The sequence below is a fragment of the Burkholderia metallica genome, from assembly GCF_001718555.1.
GTDB classification, from domain to species: domain Bacteria; phylum Pseudomonadota; class Gammaproteobacteria; order Burkholderiales; family Burkholderiaceae; genus Burkholderia; species Burkholderia metallica.
Map to the genome: position 1 here is coordinate 1674945 of NZ_CP013403.1, position 17351 is coordinate 1692295.

Below are 17351 nucleotides of genomic sequence, written 5' to 3' on the forward strand. Positions count from 1 at the left end.
AAGCAGAACGTAACCCATGCCGCCGGGAATCCCGACGGCTGGTAGACACTGAATCCCCCCGCGCGCGCATCACTTCGCCCGCTCATGCTCCCCCAACCCGATCGCCTTGTAGTCGTAGGTCGGATAGAACTCCGTCCGGTACGCGCCCCACGCCGTATCCTCGAGCACGCGATTGACCTCGCGCAGCCGCGATGCCGGCAGCCGCAGCACGACGATCTGGCCGATCCCCATCGTCACGGTCCAGCTCACGACTTCGACGCCCGGCGGCGGAAACGCCTTGTAAAAGCCCTGCTTCGCGAGTTGCGCATTCAGCTCGGCGAGCGGGCGTGACTGGTCGTGTTTGAGGAATACCGTCAGCAGTACGGCATTGTCGGGCGTCGCGGCAACCGACCCGGTCGGCACGGTCGACGTCTGGCCGACGGCCGGCGCGCTACAGATCGCGGCACCGGCCAGCACGGCGGCAACGGCAACGGTTCGAATCGGAAAATGCGGGAATACCGTCATGACGCGACTCCATGGCTTCGTGGCTGGAGCCGCCATCATGCGCCGACGGGCAAATCGCTGCAGCCGGCCGCCGGTCGATGCCATCACGCCGCGTCCGCGCTTTCCCGCTCGCGCAGCACGTCGATGAACGCGCGCAGCTTGGCCGGCAGGTGCTTGCGATTGACGTAGTAAAGCCACATCGGCGGCAGCGTCCGGCACACGCCCGGCAGCACCTCGACGAGCGTCGCGTCGCGCAAGTCCTGCTCGATCCGCTCGCGCATGAACGCGAACGCGATGCCGACACCCGCGCGCGCCGCATCGATCACCGCGTCGGCGTCGTTCGTCACGAACACGCCTTCCGGATCGAGATCGACGTCGCGCTGCCCGTCGCGCAACAGCCATTTGTGCAGTCGCCCGCTCTCCGAGAACCGGAACCGGATGCACGCGTGCCGCTCGAGCGCGGCAATCGACGTCGGCGCGCCGTACCGCGCCAGATAATCGGGCGACGCAACCAGCGCACACGTCAACGCCGGCGCGATCCGCACGCCGATCATCCCCGGCTGCAGCCGGTCGGCCAGGCGAATCCCCGCATCGAACCCGTCCTTCGCGATATCGACCAGTTCGTTCTCGTAGTGAATCTCGAGCCGCACTTTCGGATAGCGCTCGCGGAACGGGGCGAGCACCGGCGCGATCACGAGCGAGCGCGCCAGCGGCAGCGCGGTCACGCGCAATACCCCGCTCGGCTCGCTGCGCACGTCCTTCAGTTCGTCGCGCGCCCGCACGACCTCCCGGTACGCCGGCTCCGTCTGCCGCCAGTAGCGCTGCCCGGCTTCCGTCAGGCTCACGCCGCGCGTGCTGCGGTTGAACAGCTTTACGTTCAGCTCGCCCTCGAGTTGCCCGATCGCGAGGCTGACGGCTGCCGGCGTCAGGCCCAGCGCGGCGGCGGCGCGCGTGAAGTTGCCGGCCGTGGCGACGGTCATGAACACGTGGAGCCCGGCCATCGGATCGCGTCTGCTCATCATTAAAAAAACTTGAAACACCTTCGAGCGGAAGATGGATTCTCCCATATACCGGGACTGCCTAAACTGGTGCCGTCATCCCACCGGAGCCCCGCATGAACCCGCTCACCGCCGCGCTGCCGCTCGCAGCCGCCCGCCGCACGATCGACGCGGCACTGGCGCATGCCGCGTCGCTGCAGGTCGCCGGCCTCGCGATCGCGATCGTCGATGCGGGCGCGAACCTGCTCGCGTTCGCGCGCACCGACGAATGCTTTCTCGGCGCGATCGATCTCGCCCAACGCAAGGCGCTGACGGCGATCCGCTTCCGTGCATCGACCGCCGCGCTCGGCGCGATGTCGGGCGCAGGTCCGCTGCGCGGCATCGAGCACAGTCATGGCGGGCTCGTCACGTTCGGCGGCGGCGAACCGCTCGTCGACGGCGACGGGCGCTGCGTCGGCGCGATCGGCATCTCGGGCGGCAGCGTCGACGAAGACACCGCGATCGCGCAGCACTGCCGCGACCGCTTTCAGGCAACGTTCCACTCCACAAGGTAAGCACATGGCACAGAAACGCATCCTCATCACCGGCGCGGGCACCGGCTTCGGCCGCGAAGTCGCGCTGCGGCTCGCCGAACGCGGTCACGACGTGACGGCCGGCGTACGCGTCCCCGCCGAAATCGACGCGCTGACGGCCGCCGCCGCGCAGCGCGGCACCGCACTGCGCGCGCTCAAGCTCGACGTCACGTCGGCCCACGACCGCGCCCGCGCGGCCGATCTCGACATCGACGTGCTCGTGAACAACGCGGGCGTCGGCGAAGCCGGCGCGCTGGTCGACCTGCCGGTCGAGATCGTCCGCGAGCTGTTCGACGTCAACGTGTTCGGGCCGCTCGAACTCACGCAACAAGTCGCGCGCGGGATGCTCGCGCGCCGGCACGGCAAGATCGTGTTCGTGTCGTCGATCGCGGGGTTGATCACCGGGCCGTTCACCGGCGCCTATTGCGCGTCGAAGCACGCGATCGAATCGGTGGCCGAAGCAATGCACGCGGAACTCGCACCGCACGGCATCCGCGTCGCGGTCGTGAACCCCGGCCCGTACCGCACGGGCTTCAACGACCGGATGATGGAAACGACGCGGCGCTGGCACGATCCGGCCGTGCATACCGTGACGCCCGAGCGGCTGACGTTCCCGCTCGAGCAGCACGACCCGGAGGAAATGATCGCGAAGATGGTCGACGTGATCGACGGCGACGGCGGCGCGTTCCGCAACCTGCTGCCGGCCTCGTCGGAAGCGTTCGTGCGTGCCGAACAGGCACGGGCGTGGGAGCGGCAGCAGTAACGGGCCGGCGAAGCGGCGGGCAGCGCGCCGCCGCTCGCCCGCTCAGTACACGTCGCGCACGTAGCGCCGTGCGCTGGCAAGCCGCGCGACGTAGTCGTTCGCGGCTTCGTCCGACATCCCGCCGTGTTCGCCGACCACCGCCTTCAGCGCCGTATCGACGTCCTTGGCCATCCTCGCGGCGTCGCCGCACACGTAGAAATGCGCGCCTTCCTCCAGCCACGCGTACAGCTCGGCGCCGTGCTCGCGCATCCGGTCCTGCACGTAGATCTTGTCGGACTGGTCGCGCGAGAACGCGAGATCGAGCCGCGTCAGGAAGCCGCTGTCGTGCATCGCGCGCAGCTCGTCGCCGTAGTAGAAGTCGGTCCGGGCATGCTGCTCGCCGAAGAACAGCCAGTTGCGCCCGCGCGCGCCGCGCGCCTGCCGCTCGTGCAGGAAGCCGCGGAACGGCGCGATGCCGGTGCCGGGGCCGACCATCACGATCGGCACGTCGCCGTTCACCGGCGGCCGGAAATGCGCGGACTTCTGCACGAACACGGGCACGCGGCCGTCGTCCGCGCGATCGGCGAGAAACGTCGACGCGACGCCTTTGCGCGCACGCCGGCCGTTGTGATAGCGCACGGCCGATACGGTCAGGTGAATCTCGCCCGGATGCGCGCTCGGGCTCGACGCGATCGAATAGAGGCGCGGCTGCATGCGCTTGAGCATGCCGACCAGCTCCGCGCCGGACAGCTCGACCGGAAATTCGTGCAGCACGTCCGCGAGCTGCTGACCCCACAGCCATTGCTTCAGGTCGCCCTTGCGATCGTCGCCGAGCAGCGACTTCAGCGCACCGTTCGCGCTGCGCGACGCGATGAAAGCGAGCGTGTCCGGATGCGGGCGAGTGATGTCGAAGTGACGCGCGAGCGCATCGCCGACGCGCATGTCGCCGACGCCCGCGATCGATACCGGTGCATCGGCCTTCAGCGCGGTGACCGACAGCAGTTCGTCGACCAGCTCCGGGCAGTTGGTCGGCCACACGCCGAGCGCGTCGCCGGTTTCGTATTCGAGGTTCGCGCCTTCGGTCGACAGCGACACGTAGCGCGTATCCTTCGCCGCACCCGGACGGTTGAGCCGCAGATTCGCGACGAGCTTCGACGGCGCCGGATGCGCCTTCGTCGGCAGCAGCCCCGACGGGCTCGTCCCGCCGGACGGCACCGCGTGCAGCGTGGCATCGGCGTCCTTGATCCGCGCGACGACGCGTTCGAGCCAGCGGTCGGCATCGTGCTGGAATTCGACGTCGCAATCGACGCGTGCGCACAGCCGCGCCGCGCCGAGTTCCGCGAGCCGTGCGTCGAGCCGGCGGCCGTGGCCGCAGAACGCGTCGTAGTTGCGATCGCCGAACGCGAGCACCGCGAAGTGCACGCCGTCGAGGCGCGCGGCGCTGCCGGCCTGCAGCGCGTCCCAGAACGCGCGGCCGTTGTCGGGCGCATCGCCGTCGCCGAACGTGCTCGTCATCAGCAGTACGTATTGTGCGCCGGCGAGCGACGCGACCGGATAATCGGACATGCACGCGGTGCGGATCTCGAAGCCCGCGTTCATCAGCTGCGTCGCGTAATCCTCGGTCAACGATTCGATGTTGCCGGTCTGCGACGCCCACAGCAGCACGACCTTCGGCCGCGCGCGCACGATCCGCACCGCGCCGGCATCGGCCGCCAGCGCGGGCGCGGCGCCACCCGGCACACTCGCGGGCAGCGAGCGGCTGAACAGCCCCGCGAGCATCCCGTCGAGCCAGACTCGCACCGGCGGCGTCAACGGCGCGGCGGCCGGCAGCACGGGCACGCCGCCTTCGCGCCGGCCGGCACTCGCCTTCAGCCCGCTGACGAGGCCCGCCACGTACAGCCGTTCGGTGTCGGTCAAGGGCGGCGGCGCGAGGTCGGCCACGCCGAGCGCAGCCGCGAAAGTGTCGATGTCTGCCATGTCGGATTCCTGTGAAGCAGCGGCCTGCACCGTCGCGGGCGCTGCCCGCGCGTCGTCGGCGCGTGCGTCGGGCTGCGCCGTTTCTGCGTCGGCGCGCGCGAACGCATCCGTGTCGACGCGCCGCAGCGCGACCGCGCAGTATTTCAGCTCGGGTTGCTGCGATTCGGGATCGATCGCGTCGTTCGTCACCGCGTTGATGCACAGGTCGTCGCCGTACACGTCGTTCCAGTGCATCGGCGCGAAGCAGTTGCCGCGCTGCACGCGCTCGGTCACGACGGCCGGCAGCACCGCGCGGCCGCGCGCCGAGCGGATCTCGACGCTGTCTTTCCCGGCGATGCCGAGCGCGCCCGCGTCGTCCGGATGCAGTTCGACGAACGGGCGCGGGTTGAGCTTGTTCAGCATCGCGACCTTGCCCGTCTTCGTCATCGTGTGCCATTGATGCTGCAGGCGCCCGGTATTCAGCACGATCGGAAACGTGTCGTCGGGCAGCTCGGCCGGATCGACGTGCGGCCGCGCGAAGAAGCGCGCCTTGCCCGACGGCGTCGGGAACGCGATGCGCGGCGCGTCGTTGCCGGCGGCGGCCGGGCGCAGCGTCTGGCTCACGCCGTCGTTCAGGTAGCGGATCGGGTGCCGGTCGCGCGCGGCGCCCGGCGCGACCGGCCACTGCACCGGGCCGTCGCGCAGCGCCGCATGGCTCGCGCCGCGCAGGTCGTAGCCGGTCGCCGGATTCGAGAAGCGGACGATCTCGTCGAACACGTCGGCGGCCGACGCATAGTCGAACGCGTCGCCGAAGCCCATCGCGCGCGCGACTTCCGCGACGATGCGCCAGTCGGGCAGCGCGTCGCCGGGCGGCGCGACCGCCGCGCGCATCAGCGTCATGTTGCGCTCGGAGTTGATCATCACGCCGTCGCCTTCGGCCCATAGTGCGCCCGGCAGCAGGATGTCCGCGTAGCGGTTGGTCTCGGTATCGAGGAACGCATCCTGCGCGATCACGAGCTGCGCGGCCTGCAGCCCGGCGATCACGTTCTGCCGGTTCGGCACGGTGGCGACCGGGTTCGTGCAGATGATCCAGCATGCCTTGATGTCGCCGGCCGCCATCCGCGCGAACAGGTCGACCGTGCCGTGCCCGGTCTCGTGGCGCAGCGTGCCGGCCGGCACGCGCCACAGGGTCTCGACGAACCGGCGGTCGTCGTCGGACGCCACCGAGCGCTGGCCCGGCAGCCCGCCGCCCATGTAGCCCATCTCGCGCCCGCCCATCGCGTTCGGCTGGCCGGTCAGCGAGAACGGCCCGCTGCCCGGGCGGCAGATTTTGCCGGTCGCAAGGTGCAGGTTGCAGATCGCGTTGGTGTTCCACACGCCGTGCGTGCTCTGGTTGAGCCCCATCGTCCAGCAGCTCATCCACGCCTGCGCGTCGCCGATCCACTGCGCGGCCGTGCGCAGGTCGTCTTCCGCGAGCCCCGTGATCGCCGCGACGCGCTCGGGCGTGTAATCGGCGAGGAACGCGGGCATCGCGTCCCAGCCTTCGGTGTACGCGTCGATGAACGCGGGATCGGTGCGGCCGTTCGCGTGCAGCAGGTGCAGCAGCCCGTTGGTCAGCGCGAGATCGGTGCCCGGCCGGATCTGCAGGAACAGGTCGGCCTTGTCGGCCGTGCCGGTGCGGCGCGGATCGACGACGATCAGTTTCGCGCCCGCCTTCACGCGATCCATCATTCGCAGGAACAGGATCGGGTGGCAGTCGGCCATGTTCGCGCCGATCACGAAGAACAGGTTCGCGCGATCGAAATCCTGGTACGACCCGGGCGGGCCGTCCGCGCCGAGCGACTGCTTGTAGCCGGTGCTCGCGCTCGCCATGCACAGACGCGAGTTCGACTCGATGTTGTTGGTGCCGACGAAGCCCTTCGCGAGCTTGTTGACGAGGTATTGCGCCTCGATCGACATCTGCCCCGACACGTAGAACGACACCGCGTCGGGGCCGTGCGCGTCGAGCACCGCGCGCAGCCGGCGCGCGGTCTCGGCGATCGCGTCGCGCGCCGGCAGCGGCACGAGGTCGTCCTCGCGCGCGCGGCGCACGAATGCACGGTCGAGCCGCCCGGAGCGGCGCAGCGCGACGTGCGCCGACGCGCCCTTCGTGCACAGCCGCCCGAAGTTGGCCGGATGCTCGGCGTCGCCGGATACCTTGACGACCTCGCCATCCTCGACGTGCAGCACCACCCCGCAGCCGACGCCGCAGTACGGGCACACGCTCTTCACGGGAGTGGCGCTCATGCGTGCTCCGTGACGATCAGGCCGCGACCCACACGAAGCCGTCCTCGACCCGCGACGGATACGCGCTCACCGACTGCTCGGGCGCTTCCAGGCATTCGCCGGTGCGCAGGTCGAAGTGCTGCTTGTACAGCGGCGACGCGACCACGACGCGCTCGCCGAGGCTGCCGATCAGCCCGCGCGACATCACGGCCGCCCGCGACACAGGATCGACGTTGTCGATCGCGAACACGCCGCCTTCCTCGGGATGGGCGACGTGAAACACCGCGACCTGCTCGCCGTTGACGAGTGCACACACGCCGGTGTTCGGCACGATGTCGTCGAGCGCGCACACGCGGGTCCAGGACAGCGGAAGACGATCGTTCATGACGGGCTCCTTGAAAAAGACGCGGGTATCGGTCAGGGTCAAACGGTTGCGGGTTCGGTTGCTGTGTGCGTCGCGCCGGCAGCGACGACCGGAATCGGCACGGGCTTGCCGCCCGCGCGCTCGCCGGGTGTCGCGGGCCGGACCTGGCCGCGCGTCTCGACGAATTCGATGGTCGTGTCCGGCGCGTCGCTGTTCACGAAGTGGCGGAAACGCTTGCGCGTGTCGGGATCGGTCACGGCGCGCTTCCATTCGCACTCGTAGGTGTCGACCACGTGCTGCATGTCGGCTTCGAGTTCGGCGCCGATCCCGAGCCTGTCGTGCACGACGACGTCGATCAGGTAATCGAGGCCGCCTTCGAGGTTGTCACGCCACACGCTGGTGCGTTGCAGCCGGTCGGCGGTGCGCACGTAGAACATCAGGAAACGGTCGATGTAGCGCACCAGCGTGGCGAGGTCGAGATCGGACGCGAGCAGTTCCGCGTGGCGCGGCTTCATCCCGCCGTTGCCGCACACGTACAGGTTCCAGCCGTTCTCGGTCGCGATGATGCCGACGTCCTTGCCCTGCGCTTCCGCGCACTCGCGCGTGCAGCCGGACACGCCGAACTTGATCTTGTGCGGCGCGCGCAGGCCCTTGTAGCGGTTCTCCAGGTCGATCGCGAGGCCGACCGAATCGCCGACGCCGTAGCGGCACCACGTCGACCCGACGCACGACTTCACCGTGCGCAGCGCCTTGCCGTACGCGTGTCCCGATTCGAAGCCGGCCGCGATCAGTTCTTCCCAGATCGACGGAAGCTGCTCGACGCGCGCGCCGAACAGGTCGACGCGCTGGCCGCCGGTGATCTTCGTATAAAGCCCGTATTTCTTCGCGACCTGGCCCACCGCGATCAGGCCTTCCGGCGTGACTTCGCCGCCCGGCATGCGCGGCACGACCGAATACGTGCCGTCGCGCTGGATGTTCGCGAGGTAGTAGTCGTTCGAGTCCTGCAACCCCGCGTGCTCCTTCTTCAGCACGAATTCGTTGAAGCACGACGCGAGGATGCCCGCCACCGCCGGCTTGCAGACGTCGCAGCCGAGGCCGCGGCCATGCTTCGCGAGCAGTTCGTCGAACGTCGTGATGCGCTCGACGCGGATCAGGTGGAACAGCTCCTGGCGCGAATGCGGAAAGTGCTCGCAGATATGGTTGTTCACCGCGAGGCCCTGCTTCTTCATCTCGGCCTTCATGATCTGCGTGACGAGCGGCACGCAGCCGCCGCACGACGTGCCCGCGCCCGTGCACGCCTTCAGCGCGCCGACGCTCGTCGCGCCTTCCGCGACCGCCGTGCAGATCTGCGACTTCGACACGTTGTTGCACGAGCAGATCTGCGCGGCCGCAGGTAGCGCGTCGACGCCGATCGCCGGCTTCGCCGCGCCGTCCGACGACGGCAGGATCAGGAATTCCGGCGACTCGGGCAGCTCGATGCGGTTCAGCATCATCTGCAGCAGCGTGCCGTACTCGGCTGCGTCGCCGACCATCACCGCGCCGTGCAGGAACTTGCCGCAGTCGGACACCACGAGCTTCTTGTAGACCTGGCGGCGCTCGTCCGCGTACTGGTAGACCCGGCTGCCGGCCGTCGTGCCGTGCGCGTCGCCGATGCTCGCGACGTCCACGCCCATCAGCTTCAGCTTCGTGCTCAGGTCGGCGCCGGCGAATACGGCCGCATCGCCGGTCTCGCCGCGCAGTTGCTTCGCGACCACGCGCGCCATATCGTAGCCCGGCGCCACCAGCCCGTACACCATCCCGTTCCAGGCCGCGCACTCGCCGATCGCGTAGATGTCGGCATCGCTCGTGCGGCACGCGTCGTCGATCGCGACGCCGCCGCGCGGGCCGATGTCGAGCCCGCACGCGCGCGCCAGTTCGTCGCGGGCACGGATGCCGGCCGAGAACACGATCATGTCGGCGTCGAGGTGCGTGCCGTCGGCGAACCTCATCCGGTGCGTGCCTGCGTCGCCATCGACGATCTCCAGCGTGTTCCTGCCCGTATGCACGGTCACGCCGAGCGCCTCGATCTTCGCGCGCAGCATGCGGCCGCCGCCGTCGTCGACCTGCACGGCCATCAGCCGCGGCGCGAATTCGACGACGTGCGCGTCGAGCCCCATGTCGCGCAGCGCCTTCGCGCATTCGAGGCCGAGCAGCCCGCCGCCGACCACCACGCCGCGCTTCGCGTGCGCGCCGCACGCCTGCATCGCTTCGAGATCCTCGATCGTCCGGTACACGAAGCAGCCGGCGCGATCGTGGCCCGGCATCGGCGGCACGAACGGGCGCGAGCCCGTCGCGAGCACCAGCTTGTCGTACGCGAGCGTTTCGCCCGACGCGAGCGTGACCGTATGCGCGGCGCGGTCGATCGACGCGACCCGCGCGTTCAGGCGCAGGTCGAACTGCGGATGGCGCTCGAAGAAGCCGGGTTCGACGAGCGACAGGTCGTCCGCCGACTTGCCCGCGAAGAATTCGGACAGATGCACGCGATCGTAGGCCGGGCGCGGCTCCTCGCCGAGCACGGTGACCTGCAGCGCGCCCGCGGTGCCGGCTTCGGCCGCGACGCATTCGAGGAGCTTGTGCCCGACCATCCCGTGGCCGATGACGATGAGTTTCATGATGACGTTTCCTTCGGTCGGTCAGTTCGCGGCGCTGCCGGCAGCCAGCGCACGGTCGCGCAGTTCGGCTTCGCGCGCCTTGTGTGCTTCGCTGAAGCGCACCGCCATCGCGCACAGCGCGGTCGCGGTGACGGCCAGGCCGAGCAGGCTCAGCGTGTGCTGCACGTCGCCGACGCCTTTCAGCAGGAAGCTCGCCGCCACCGCGCCGACGTTGCCGCCCGCGCCGACGATCCCCGCGACGCCGCCGAGCGCCTTGCGGTCGATGAACGGCACCAGCGCGTAGGTCGCGCCGCAGGCCATGTGCGTGAACAGCCCGAACGCGAGCATCGCGACGAGCGCGATGCCGACGCTTTGCGCATGCGAGAACCAGATCAGCCCGAGCCCTTCGCCGACGATCAGCGCACACAGCAGCGCCGCCCGCGCGTCGAGGCTGCGACGCGCGGCGATCCTGTCGGACAGCCAGCCGCCGAGCGCGCGGGCGAACAGCGCGAGCAGCCCGAACAGGCCGACCGCGAACCCGGCGTCCTTCAGCGACAGGCTGAAGTGATCGACGTAGTACAGCGCGGCGATGTTGTGGATGAACACCTCGACGCCGAAGCACGCGCCGTACGTGACGAACAGCATCCACACGCGATAGTTGCCGCAGGCCGCGAAAAAGCTCGCCCAGCCGCCCTTCTTGCCGCTGTCGACCGTCACGCCTGCCTTGCGCAGCGTGACGAAGTCGCCTTGCGGGCAATCCTGCGTGAAGCGCCAGTACGCCCATGCCATCACGAGCATCGCGGCGCCCGGCACGACCAGCGCGACGCGCCACGACGAGTCCTCGCCGAAGCCGAGCATCAGGCCGGCGGCGACGAGCAGCGGCATCAGCGCCTGCGTCGCGCCGGCCCCCGCGTTGCCCCAGCCGGCCGTCGTCGCGTTCGCGGTGCCGACCACGTTCGGCGCGAACATCACCGACGTGTGGTACTGCGTGATCACGAAGCCCGCGCCGATCGCGCCGATGCCGAGCCGGCAGATCAGGAACGACAGGTAGTCGTGCGTGAACGACACCGCGAACACGGGAATCGCGCCGAGCATCAGCAGGCCGACGTACACGCGGCGCGGGCCGAAACGGTCGCACAGCGGACCGACCAGCAGCCGCACGGCGATCGTCGCGGCCACCGCGGCGATGTTGATGTTCGCGACCTGCGCCGCGGTGAGATGGAATTCGCGTGCGATCAGCGGCATCAGCGGCGCGCAGGCGAACCACGCGAAGAAGCACACGAAAAACGCCATCCACGTCAGGTGGAACGCGCGCATCGGCGCGGTGCGGAGGCTGAAGAGATCGATACGGGTAGCTTTGTCGGTCATGTCATCCGCCAAACGAAAAACGGCGTCCTGCGCACCCGGTCTCGTCGAGACCCGATGCGTAGGACGCCGTTGCCCATGAAGCCCGTTGCCGGGCGCGTCTAGTAATCGGTACTGCGGACGAATCGCCATTGATTCGCCCGAAGCACGTTACGCAAACGCCGTGCCATGTCGTCGCGAATCGGGCTCGCAGCCCCGCCATGCAAGGCTTGCGGCGCGACGCGCAGCGCGCGGCGCCAGGGCCGCGCACGATTCGTCGCGATGCAGCGAGGCACAGAGGTGGTGCGCCGCAGCACTATCGCCGTGCGACATCGCGGTGCGCATGAGCGGGGCACGACGCATGCCGATGCGGGCTTGCGGCCGCCCGCGCACGGCGGCCGCATAAGCGCATGCGCCCCTTGCGGCGCGATGCCTGCCGTTTCCGCGGTGCGAGCACGACGCGCCATTCCGGTTGGCCCGGATATTGCTGAACCCGATGCATGACACCGGCAACGGCGCCGGTGGGCAGTCCCCGCAAACCATGTCCGTCGTTCAGACGGGCCGATCAGGACAACGGTGTCCCCACCCGTGCGCGGCACGGCCGGATACCGGTGCGTTTCGACCGCCCGCCGCCGCCCGCAACGACACCCATGCGACCGCCGAGTGCAGGCGGCACAGGAACACGACATGACGACAGGCAAAGTCACGCTGCTGGGCGCCGGCCCCGGCGATCCCGATCTCCTCACATTGAAGGCCGTGAAGGCGCTGGCTACCGCCGACGTGCTGCTGCTCGACGACCTCGTCGCGCCCGGCATCGTCGAACTCGCGCCGCAGGCGCGCGTGATCCGCGTCGGCAAGCGCGGCGGCTGCCGCTCCACGCCGCAGGCATTCATCGAGAAGCTGATGCGCCGCTACGCGCTGCGCGGCGCGCACGTGATGCGCGTGAAAGGCGGCGACGCGCTGCTGTTCGGTCGCGCGGGCGAAGAACTCGCGACGCTGCGCGCCGCCGCGGTTCCGGTGGAGATCGTCAACGGCATCTCGTCGGGATTTGCAGCCGCCGCGAGCCTCGGCATCTCGCTCACGCACCGCGCGCATTGCCACGGCGTCACGTTCGTCACCGCGCACCGTCAGGACCACGGCGAACCCGACTGGGCGCGTCTCGCGGCGACCGGCACCACGCTCGCGATCTACATGGGGATGAGCCGCGTCGACAGTATCGCGGCGGGCCTGCTCGCCGCGCTGCCGCCGACGACGCCGGCCGCGGCCGTGCAATGGGCCGGCACACCCGACGAACGCCGCTGGACCGGCACGCTCGGCGATCTCGCACGCGGCATCGACGCGGCACGGCTCGGCAGCCCGGCCGTGATCCTCGTCGGCGGCGCGATCGGCGAAGCGGCCGTGCAACCCGTGCCGGAAGCGGGCGCGGCGATCGAACCGGCGATGTCGCAGGCCGCGTAGCATGCGCGACACCACGCGGCACCGGCCGCCCACCGATCATCGACGCAGCGGCGCCGGCCGTCGGGCCGCCGCGCCCGGCGCCGCGACGACGCCCGCGCGGGGCCGTCGCGCGGCACCCGCGCATCCCGCCACGATTTCGCCGCCGCCGTTCGCATCATGAGCACGTCTGCTTCTTCCACCCGCCTGCGCGTGCTGCTCGTCACCGACACCGACAAGCCGATCGGCGAACTCGGCGACGCGCTCGCGCACCTCGGCTACGAGATGCTGAACGACGTCGCGACGCCCGCGCGCCTGCCGGCCGCCGTCGAGGAGCAACGCCCCGACGTCGTGATCATCGATACCGATTCGCCGTCGCGCGACACGCTCGAACAGCTCGCGGTGATGCACGCGACCGCGCCGCGCCCCGTGCTGATGTTCAGCCACGATGCGGACCAGTCGCTGATCCGCGCGGCGGTCGGCGCGGGCGTCAGCGCGTATCTCGTCGAAGGCTTGTCGGCCGAGCGCCTCGCGCCGATTCTCGAAGTCGCGCTCGCCCGCTTCTCGCACGACGACGCGCTGCGCCGCCGGCTGGCCGACGTCGAGCGCGAACTCGAGGAGCGCAAGCTGATCGACCGCGCGAAGCGGATGCTGATGGACCAGCGCAGGCTGTCCGAACACGACGCGTATGCGGCGCTACGCAAGCGTGCGATGGATCAAGGCCTGCGCATCGTCGACGTCGCGCGGAAACTGCTCGACGCGCCACCCCAATCATGAACGCCATGGATACCTCCTCTCCCGCCGCGCCGGAACGCGCACATCTTCGCCTCGGGTTCGTCGCGCTGAGCGACGCGGCGCCGCTGATCGTCGCGCAGCGCCTGAATCTCGGCGCGCGGCACGGCCTCACGCTCGAGCTCAGCCGCCAGCCGTCGTGGGCCGCCGTGCGCGACAAGCTGCTGAGCGGCGAGCTCGACGCCGCGCATGCGCTGTACGGGCTCGTGTGCGGGCTGCAGCTCGGAATCGGCGGCCCGCAGGCCGACATGGCCGCGCTGATGGTGCTGAACCGCAACGGCCAGGCGATCTCGCTGTCGCGCGGCCTCGCCGACGCCTATCGCGGCAGCGGCAGCGTGCGCGATGCGTTCGCGACACTTCGCCGCAAGCCGCTGCTCGCGCAGACGTTCCCCACCGGCACGCATGCGATGTGGCTGAACCATTGGCTCGAGTCACACGGCGTCGATCCGCTGCGCGACGTGCGCAGCGTCGTGATCCCGCCGCCCGAGATGGTGGCCGCGCTCGCCGGCGGCGAACTCGACGGCTTCTGCGCCGGCGAGCCGTGGCATGCGGTGGCCGAAGCGTGCGGCGCGGGGCGGACCGTCGCCGTCACGAGCGAGATCTGGCCCGATCATCCGGAAAAAGTGCTCGCGACGCGGCGCGATTTCGTCGCGCTGTATCCGGCCACCGCGCGCGCGCTGATCCGCACGCTCGTCGATGCGTGCGCATGGCTCGACAGCGCCGCGCACCGGCGCGACGCGGCCGACTGGCTCGCGTCGCCCGACGCGCTCGGCGTGCCGGCCCGGCTGATCGCGCCGCGCCTGCTCGGCGACTACGGATCGGGGCCGTTCGCCGTGCCGCCGCTGCCGATCCGCTTCCACGACGGCGGCGCGGTGAACCGCCCCAATCCGTGCGAATGCCAGTGGTTCCTGTCCCAGTACCGGCGCTGGGGCATGCTCGACGGCTCGCACGACGACGCGGAAATCGCCGGCGCGATCGCGCAAACCGCGTTGTATGATGCTGCCGTCGCCGAAAGCGGCGCACCGGGCCCGTCGCGGGCGTGACACGCGCCGCGTGATGCAGGCGACGCGCGCTCCCGCGCCACGCCTGTCCGGGCCGCCTGCCGGCGCCCGTGCCCGGCAGGCTCGCCGGCCGACGCCGCATGACCACTCCGTCCCCGATCCGATTCGATGCCGAAACCCGCGCGCGCGCCGCTCGACGTGCTGCTCACCGAAATCCGCGCGTGCCGTGCCTGCGAAGCCGACCTGCCGCTCGGCCCGCGCCCTGTCGTGCGTGCCCATCGCGACGCGCGCATCCTGATCGTCGGGCAGGCGCCGGGCGCACGCGTCCATGCGAGCGGCATCCCGTGGGACGACGCGAGCGGCAAGCGCCTGCGCGGCTGGCTCGACGTCGACGCCGACACCTTCTACGACGAGACGCGCTTCGCGATCGTGCCGATGGGCTTCTGCTACCCGGGCCGAGGCGCCGGCGGCGACAACCCGCCGCGCCCCGAATGCGCGCCACTGTGGATCGACCGGTTGCTCGCCGAGCTGCCGTCGATCCAGCTCACGCTGCTGGTCGGCCAGTACGCGCAGCGGCATTTCCTGCGCGACACGCGCCAGGCCACGCTGACCGACACCGTGCGCGCGTGGCGCGACCACGGCCCCGACGTGCTGCCGCTGCCGCATCCGTCACCGCGCAACCAGGCGTGGTTCAAGCACCACCCGTGGTTCGACGCCGAGGTCGTGCCGGAACTGCGGCGCAGGGTCGCGCCGCTGGTCGCGCGGTAAACGCAATCGCCGCCGCGTCGCGCCGCGTTGCGACACCCCACGTTATCCATATCGAATCAAGCATGAACGACACCCCCACCGACCTCGACTTTGCCTGCAACGGCTGCGGCGGATGCTGCCACGACCTGCGCATTCCGCTGACGATCGACGAGGCCACCGCGTGGCTGCAGCGCGGCGGCCACGTGGAACTGCTGTGCGATGCGATGCCGTGGCTCGTCGAACCCGAGCCCGACAACGCATTCGCCGAATACAAGCGCGTGCGCTCGACCGCCGCGCTCAGCGGCTCGCTGCCCGTCCGCGTCACGGTCATGCTCACCGCGACCCATGCCGGGCCGTGCCCGAACCTGCTCGACGGCCTGCGCTGCGCGATCTACGACGAGCGCCCGCTCGTGTGCCGGATCTATCCGGCCGAAGTGAATCCGTTCGTGCCGCTGGTGCCGGACGGCAAGCAATGCACGCCCGACGCGTGGCAGCAGACGCCGTTCGTGCGAGGCGGCACGATCGTCGACGCGGCCACGCGCGACGACATCGCGCGTTCGCGGGCGGCGAGCGAAGCCGAAACGCCGCTGCGGGCGCGGTTGTGTACGGTGCTGGGGATCGACACGGCGGCCGTGGCCAACGAAGGGTTCGTGATCCATGCCCCGCCTGCCGGCGAGCTGCTCGCCGCGTTGACCGATCTGCACGCGGCGGCGAAAGCCAACGACACCGTCGCACCGGCAACCTGGACGCTACTGACGAACCGTACTGCGACGGCCGAAGCGCTCGCATCCGTCGGTGCGTCCAGCCGGCTTGCGGCAAGCGAACCCGGTCCGCGCACCCACTACCTCGGCTTTCATCCCGGCGGGTAATCGCAGCGGCGACGGCAGTGTCATGGGGGTTTCCGCGTGGGGCCGTTTCCGCGCGGCACGGCCCCGAGTCTGCGTCGCATCCCGGAACATCACGATGTCATCCCGCCGCATCGCGTCCGGCGCAATCGGTTTCTACGATTTTTCCCATTTCCGCCATCATCGCTCAATAGAAAATCCATCAAATCTCGACGCTCTCGAAATAAACCCGGCATTTAAATCGAGATAATATCACCTCAATATTCATTCTCATTCATTGTGCTAGCCTCATTGCTCCCATTGAATAAAGAGCATGAGCTCGAGGAGTGCAATGATGCGTTTCGATAACAAGGTTGCGATCGTCACCGGTGGTGCAAGCGGTATTGGTGAAGCGACGGTGCGCGCGTTTGCGCGCGAAGGCGCCAGTGTCGTGATTGCCGACCTGACGGACCGGGGCGAGCGGCTCGCCGGCGAGATCGTCGAAAATGGCGGAAAGGCGACGTATATTCGTACGGACGTAACGGATAGCGAAGCCGTTCAGAAACTGATAGCTGAAACCGTCCGAATTTACGGGCGCGTCGACATCATGTTCGCCAATGCCGGCATCGCAGCCGACGATTGCATCGAACATCTCGACGAATCCGCATGGAAAAAGACGATCGATATCAACCTGACCGGCGTTTATCTTTGCGATAAATATGCGATTCAGCAAATGCGCAAGCAAGGCGGCGGTGTCGTCGTCAATTGCGGCTCGATCCACAGTCACGTCGGGAAATCGGGCGTGACCGCCTATGCCGCCGCGAAAGGCGGCGTGAAGCTCCTCACGCAGACGCTCGCGATCGACTATGGTCAGCACGACATTCGCGTGAATGCCGTGTGTCCCGGGTATATCGACACGCCGCTGCTGAAAGACGCGCCGGCCGCGCAAAAACAGGCGCTGATCGCGTTGCATCCGATGGGGCGTCTCGGCAAAGCGGACGAAGTGGCGAGCGCCGTGCTGTTTCTCGCCAGCGACGACGCGTCGTTCGTCAATGGATCGTCGTTGATGGTCGACGGCGGCTATACGGCTCAGTAACGGGCCCGGTACCGGGCTCAGTCACCGGCTCCGTCACCGCTTCACGCTCCGCCGGCCGGCGTCGCACCTGTCGACGCCGCCGTTCGGCGCGTGGCCCCGCCAT

General features: G+C 69.4%; 14 protein-coding genes. 8 read left to right on the plus strand and 6 right to left on the minus strand.

The genetic code is table 11. The features are described from left to right. Nucleotides 1-69: 69 nt before the first annotated feature. Both WJ16_RS27170 and WJ16_RS27175 read right to left on the minus strand, forming a co-directional pair. Entirely contained in the window at nucleotides 70-504 is a 435-nt protein-coding gene (locus tag WJ16_RS27170) for a hypothetical protein (RefSeq protein ID WP_069260114.1), read from the minus strand. A gap of 83 nt (nucleotides 505-587) precedes the next feature. Beyond that, nucleotides 588-1502: a LysR family transcriptional regulator gene (locus WJ16_RS27175; RefSeq protein WP_084636153.1), complete on the minus strand. Its 915-nt coding sequence runs from the start codon at nucleotides 1500-1502 to the stop codon at nucleotides 588-590. A gap of 95 nt (nucleotides 1503-1597) precedes the next feature. Between WJ16_RS27175 and WJ16_RS27180 the strand changes: the two genes are divergently transcribed. Both WJ16_RS27180 and WJ16_RS27185 read left to right on the plus strand, forming a co-directional pair. Further along, entirely contained in the window at nucleotides 1598-2035 is a 438-nt protein-coding gene (locus WJ16_RS27180; RefSeq protein ID WP_069260116.1) for a GlcG/HbpS family heme-binding protein, read from the plus strand. A 4-nt stretch (nucleotides 2036-2039) separates the two neighbouring features. Beyond that, nucleotides 2040-2816: an SDR family oxidoreductase gene (locus WJ16_RS27185; protein ID WP_069260117.1), complete on the plus strand. Its 777-nt coding sequence runs from the start codon at nucleotides 2040-2042 to the stop codon at nucleotides 2814-2816. Nucleotides 2817-2858: 42 nt separating this feature from the next. On the opposite strand, the gene WJ16_RS27190 is transcribed toward WJ16_RS27185, so the two are convergent. From WJ16_RS27190 to WJ16_RS27205, 4 genes are read right to left on the minus strand one after another with little or no spacing between them, the layout of a single operon-like run. Next, nucleotides 2859-7037, minus strand: a complete 4179-nt coding sequence (locus WJ16_RS27190; protein ID WP_069260118.1) for a bifunctional nitrate reductase/sulfite reductase flavoprotein subunit alpha — start codon at nucleotides 7035-7037, stop codon at nucleotides 2859-2861. Between the two features lie 16 nt (nucleotides 7038-7053). After that, nucleotides 7054-7401, minus strand: coding sequence for a nitrite reductase small subunit NirD (gene nirD / locus WJ16_RS27195; protein ID WP_069260119.1), 348 nt, complete (start codon nucleotides 7399-7401; stop codon nucleotides 7054-7056). A 38-nt stretch (nucleotides 7402-7439) separates the two neighbouring features. Then, the gene (gene nirB, locus WJ16_RS27200) at nucleotides 7440-10031 is read right to left on the minus strand and encodes a nitrite reductase large subunit NirB (RefSeq protein WP_069260120.1); all 2592 of its coding nucleotides are present in this window, start codon (nucleotides 10029-10031) and stop codon (nucleotides 7440-7442) included. A 21-nt stretch (nucleotides 10032-10052) separates the two neighbouring features. Then, nucleotides 10053-11378, minus strand: a complete 1326-nt coding sequence (locus tag WJ16_RS27205; protein WP_069260121.1) for an MFS transporter — start codon at nucleotides 11376-11378, stop codon at nucleotides 10053-10055. 663 nt (nucleotides 11379-12041) lie between these two features. Between WJ16_RS27205 and cobA the strand changes: the two genes are divergently transcribed. The 6 genes from cobA (at nucleotide 12042) to WJ16_RS27235 (ending at nucleotide 17248) form a co-directional block, all read left to right on the plus strand. After that, nucleotides 12042-12812 carry a uroporphyrinogen-III C-methyltransferase gene (cobA, locus tag WJ16_RS27210; protein WP_069261161.1) on the plus strand — a complete coding sequence of 257 codons (771 nt, stop codon included), beginning with the start codon at nucleotides 12042-12044 and terminating at the stop codon, nucleotides 12810-12812. A 156-nt stretch (nucleotides 12813-12968) separates the two neighbouring features. Beyond that, entirely contained in the window at nucleotides 12969-13565 is a 597-nt protein-coding gene (locus WJ16_RS27215) for an ANTAR domain-containing response regulator (protein WP_069260122.1), read from the plus strand. A 5-nt stretch (nucleotides 13566-13570) separates the two neighbouring features. Beyond that, nucleotides 13571-14623 carry a CmpA/NrtA family ABC transporter substrate-binding protein gene (locus WJ16_RS27220; protein ID WP_069260123.1) on the plus strand — a complete coding sequence of 351 codons (1053 nt, stop codon included), beginning with the start codon at nucleotides 13571-13573 and terminating at the stop codon, nucleotides 14621-14623. 126 nt (nucleotides 14624-14749) lie between these two features. Beyond that, entirely contained in the window at nucleotides 14750-15349 is a 600-nt protein-coding gene (locus WJ16_RS27225; protein ID WP_069260124.1) for a uracil-DNA glycosylase family protein, read from the plus strand. 62 nt (nucleotides 15350-15411) lie between these two features. Further along, nucleotides 15412-16197, plus strand: coding sequence for a YkgJ family cysteine cluster protein (locus WJ16_RS27230; RefSeq protein ID WP_069260125.1), 786 nt, complete (start codon nucleotides 15412-15414; stop codon nucleotides 16195-16197). Between the two features lie 307 nt (nucleotides 16198-16504). Beyond that, nucleotides 16505-17248 carry an SDR family NAD(P)-dependent oxidoreductase gene (locus WJ16_RS27235; RefSeq protein ID WP_199855931.1) on the plus strand — a complete coding sequence of 248 codons (744 nt, stop codon included), beginning with the start codon at nucleotides 16505-16507 and terminating at the stop codon, nucleotides 17246-17248. Nucleotides 17249-17351: the final 103 nt, after the last annotated feature.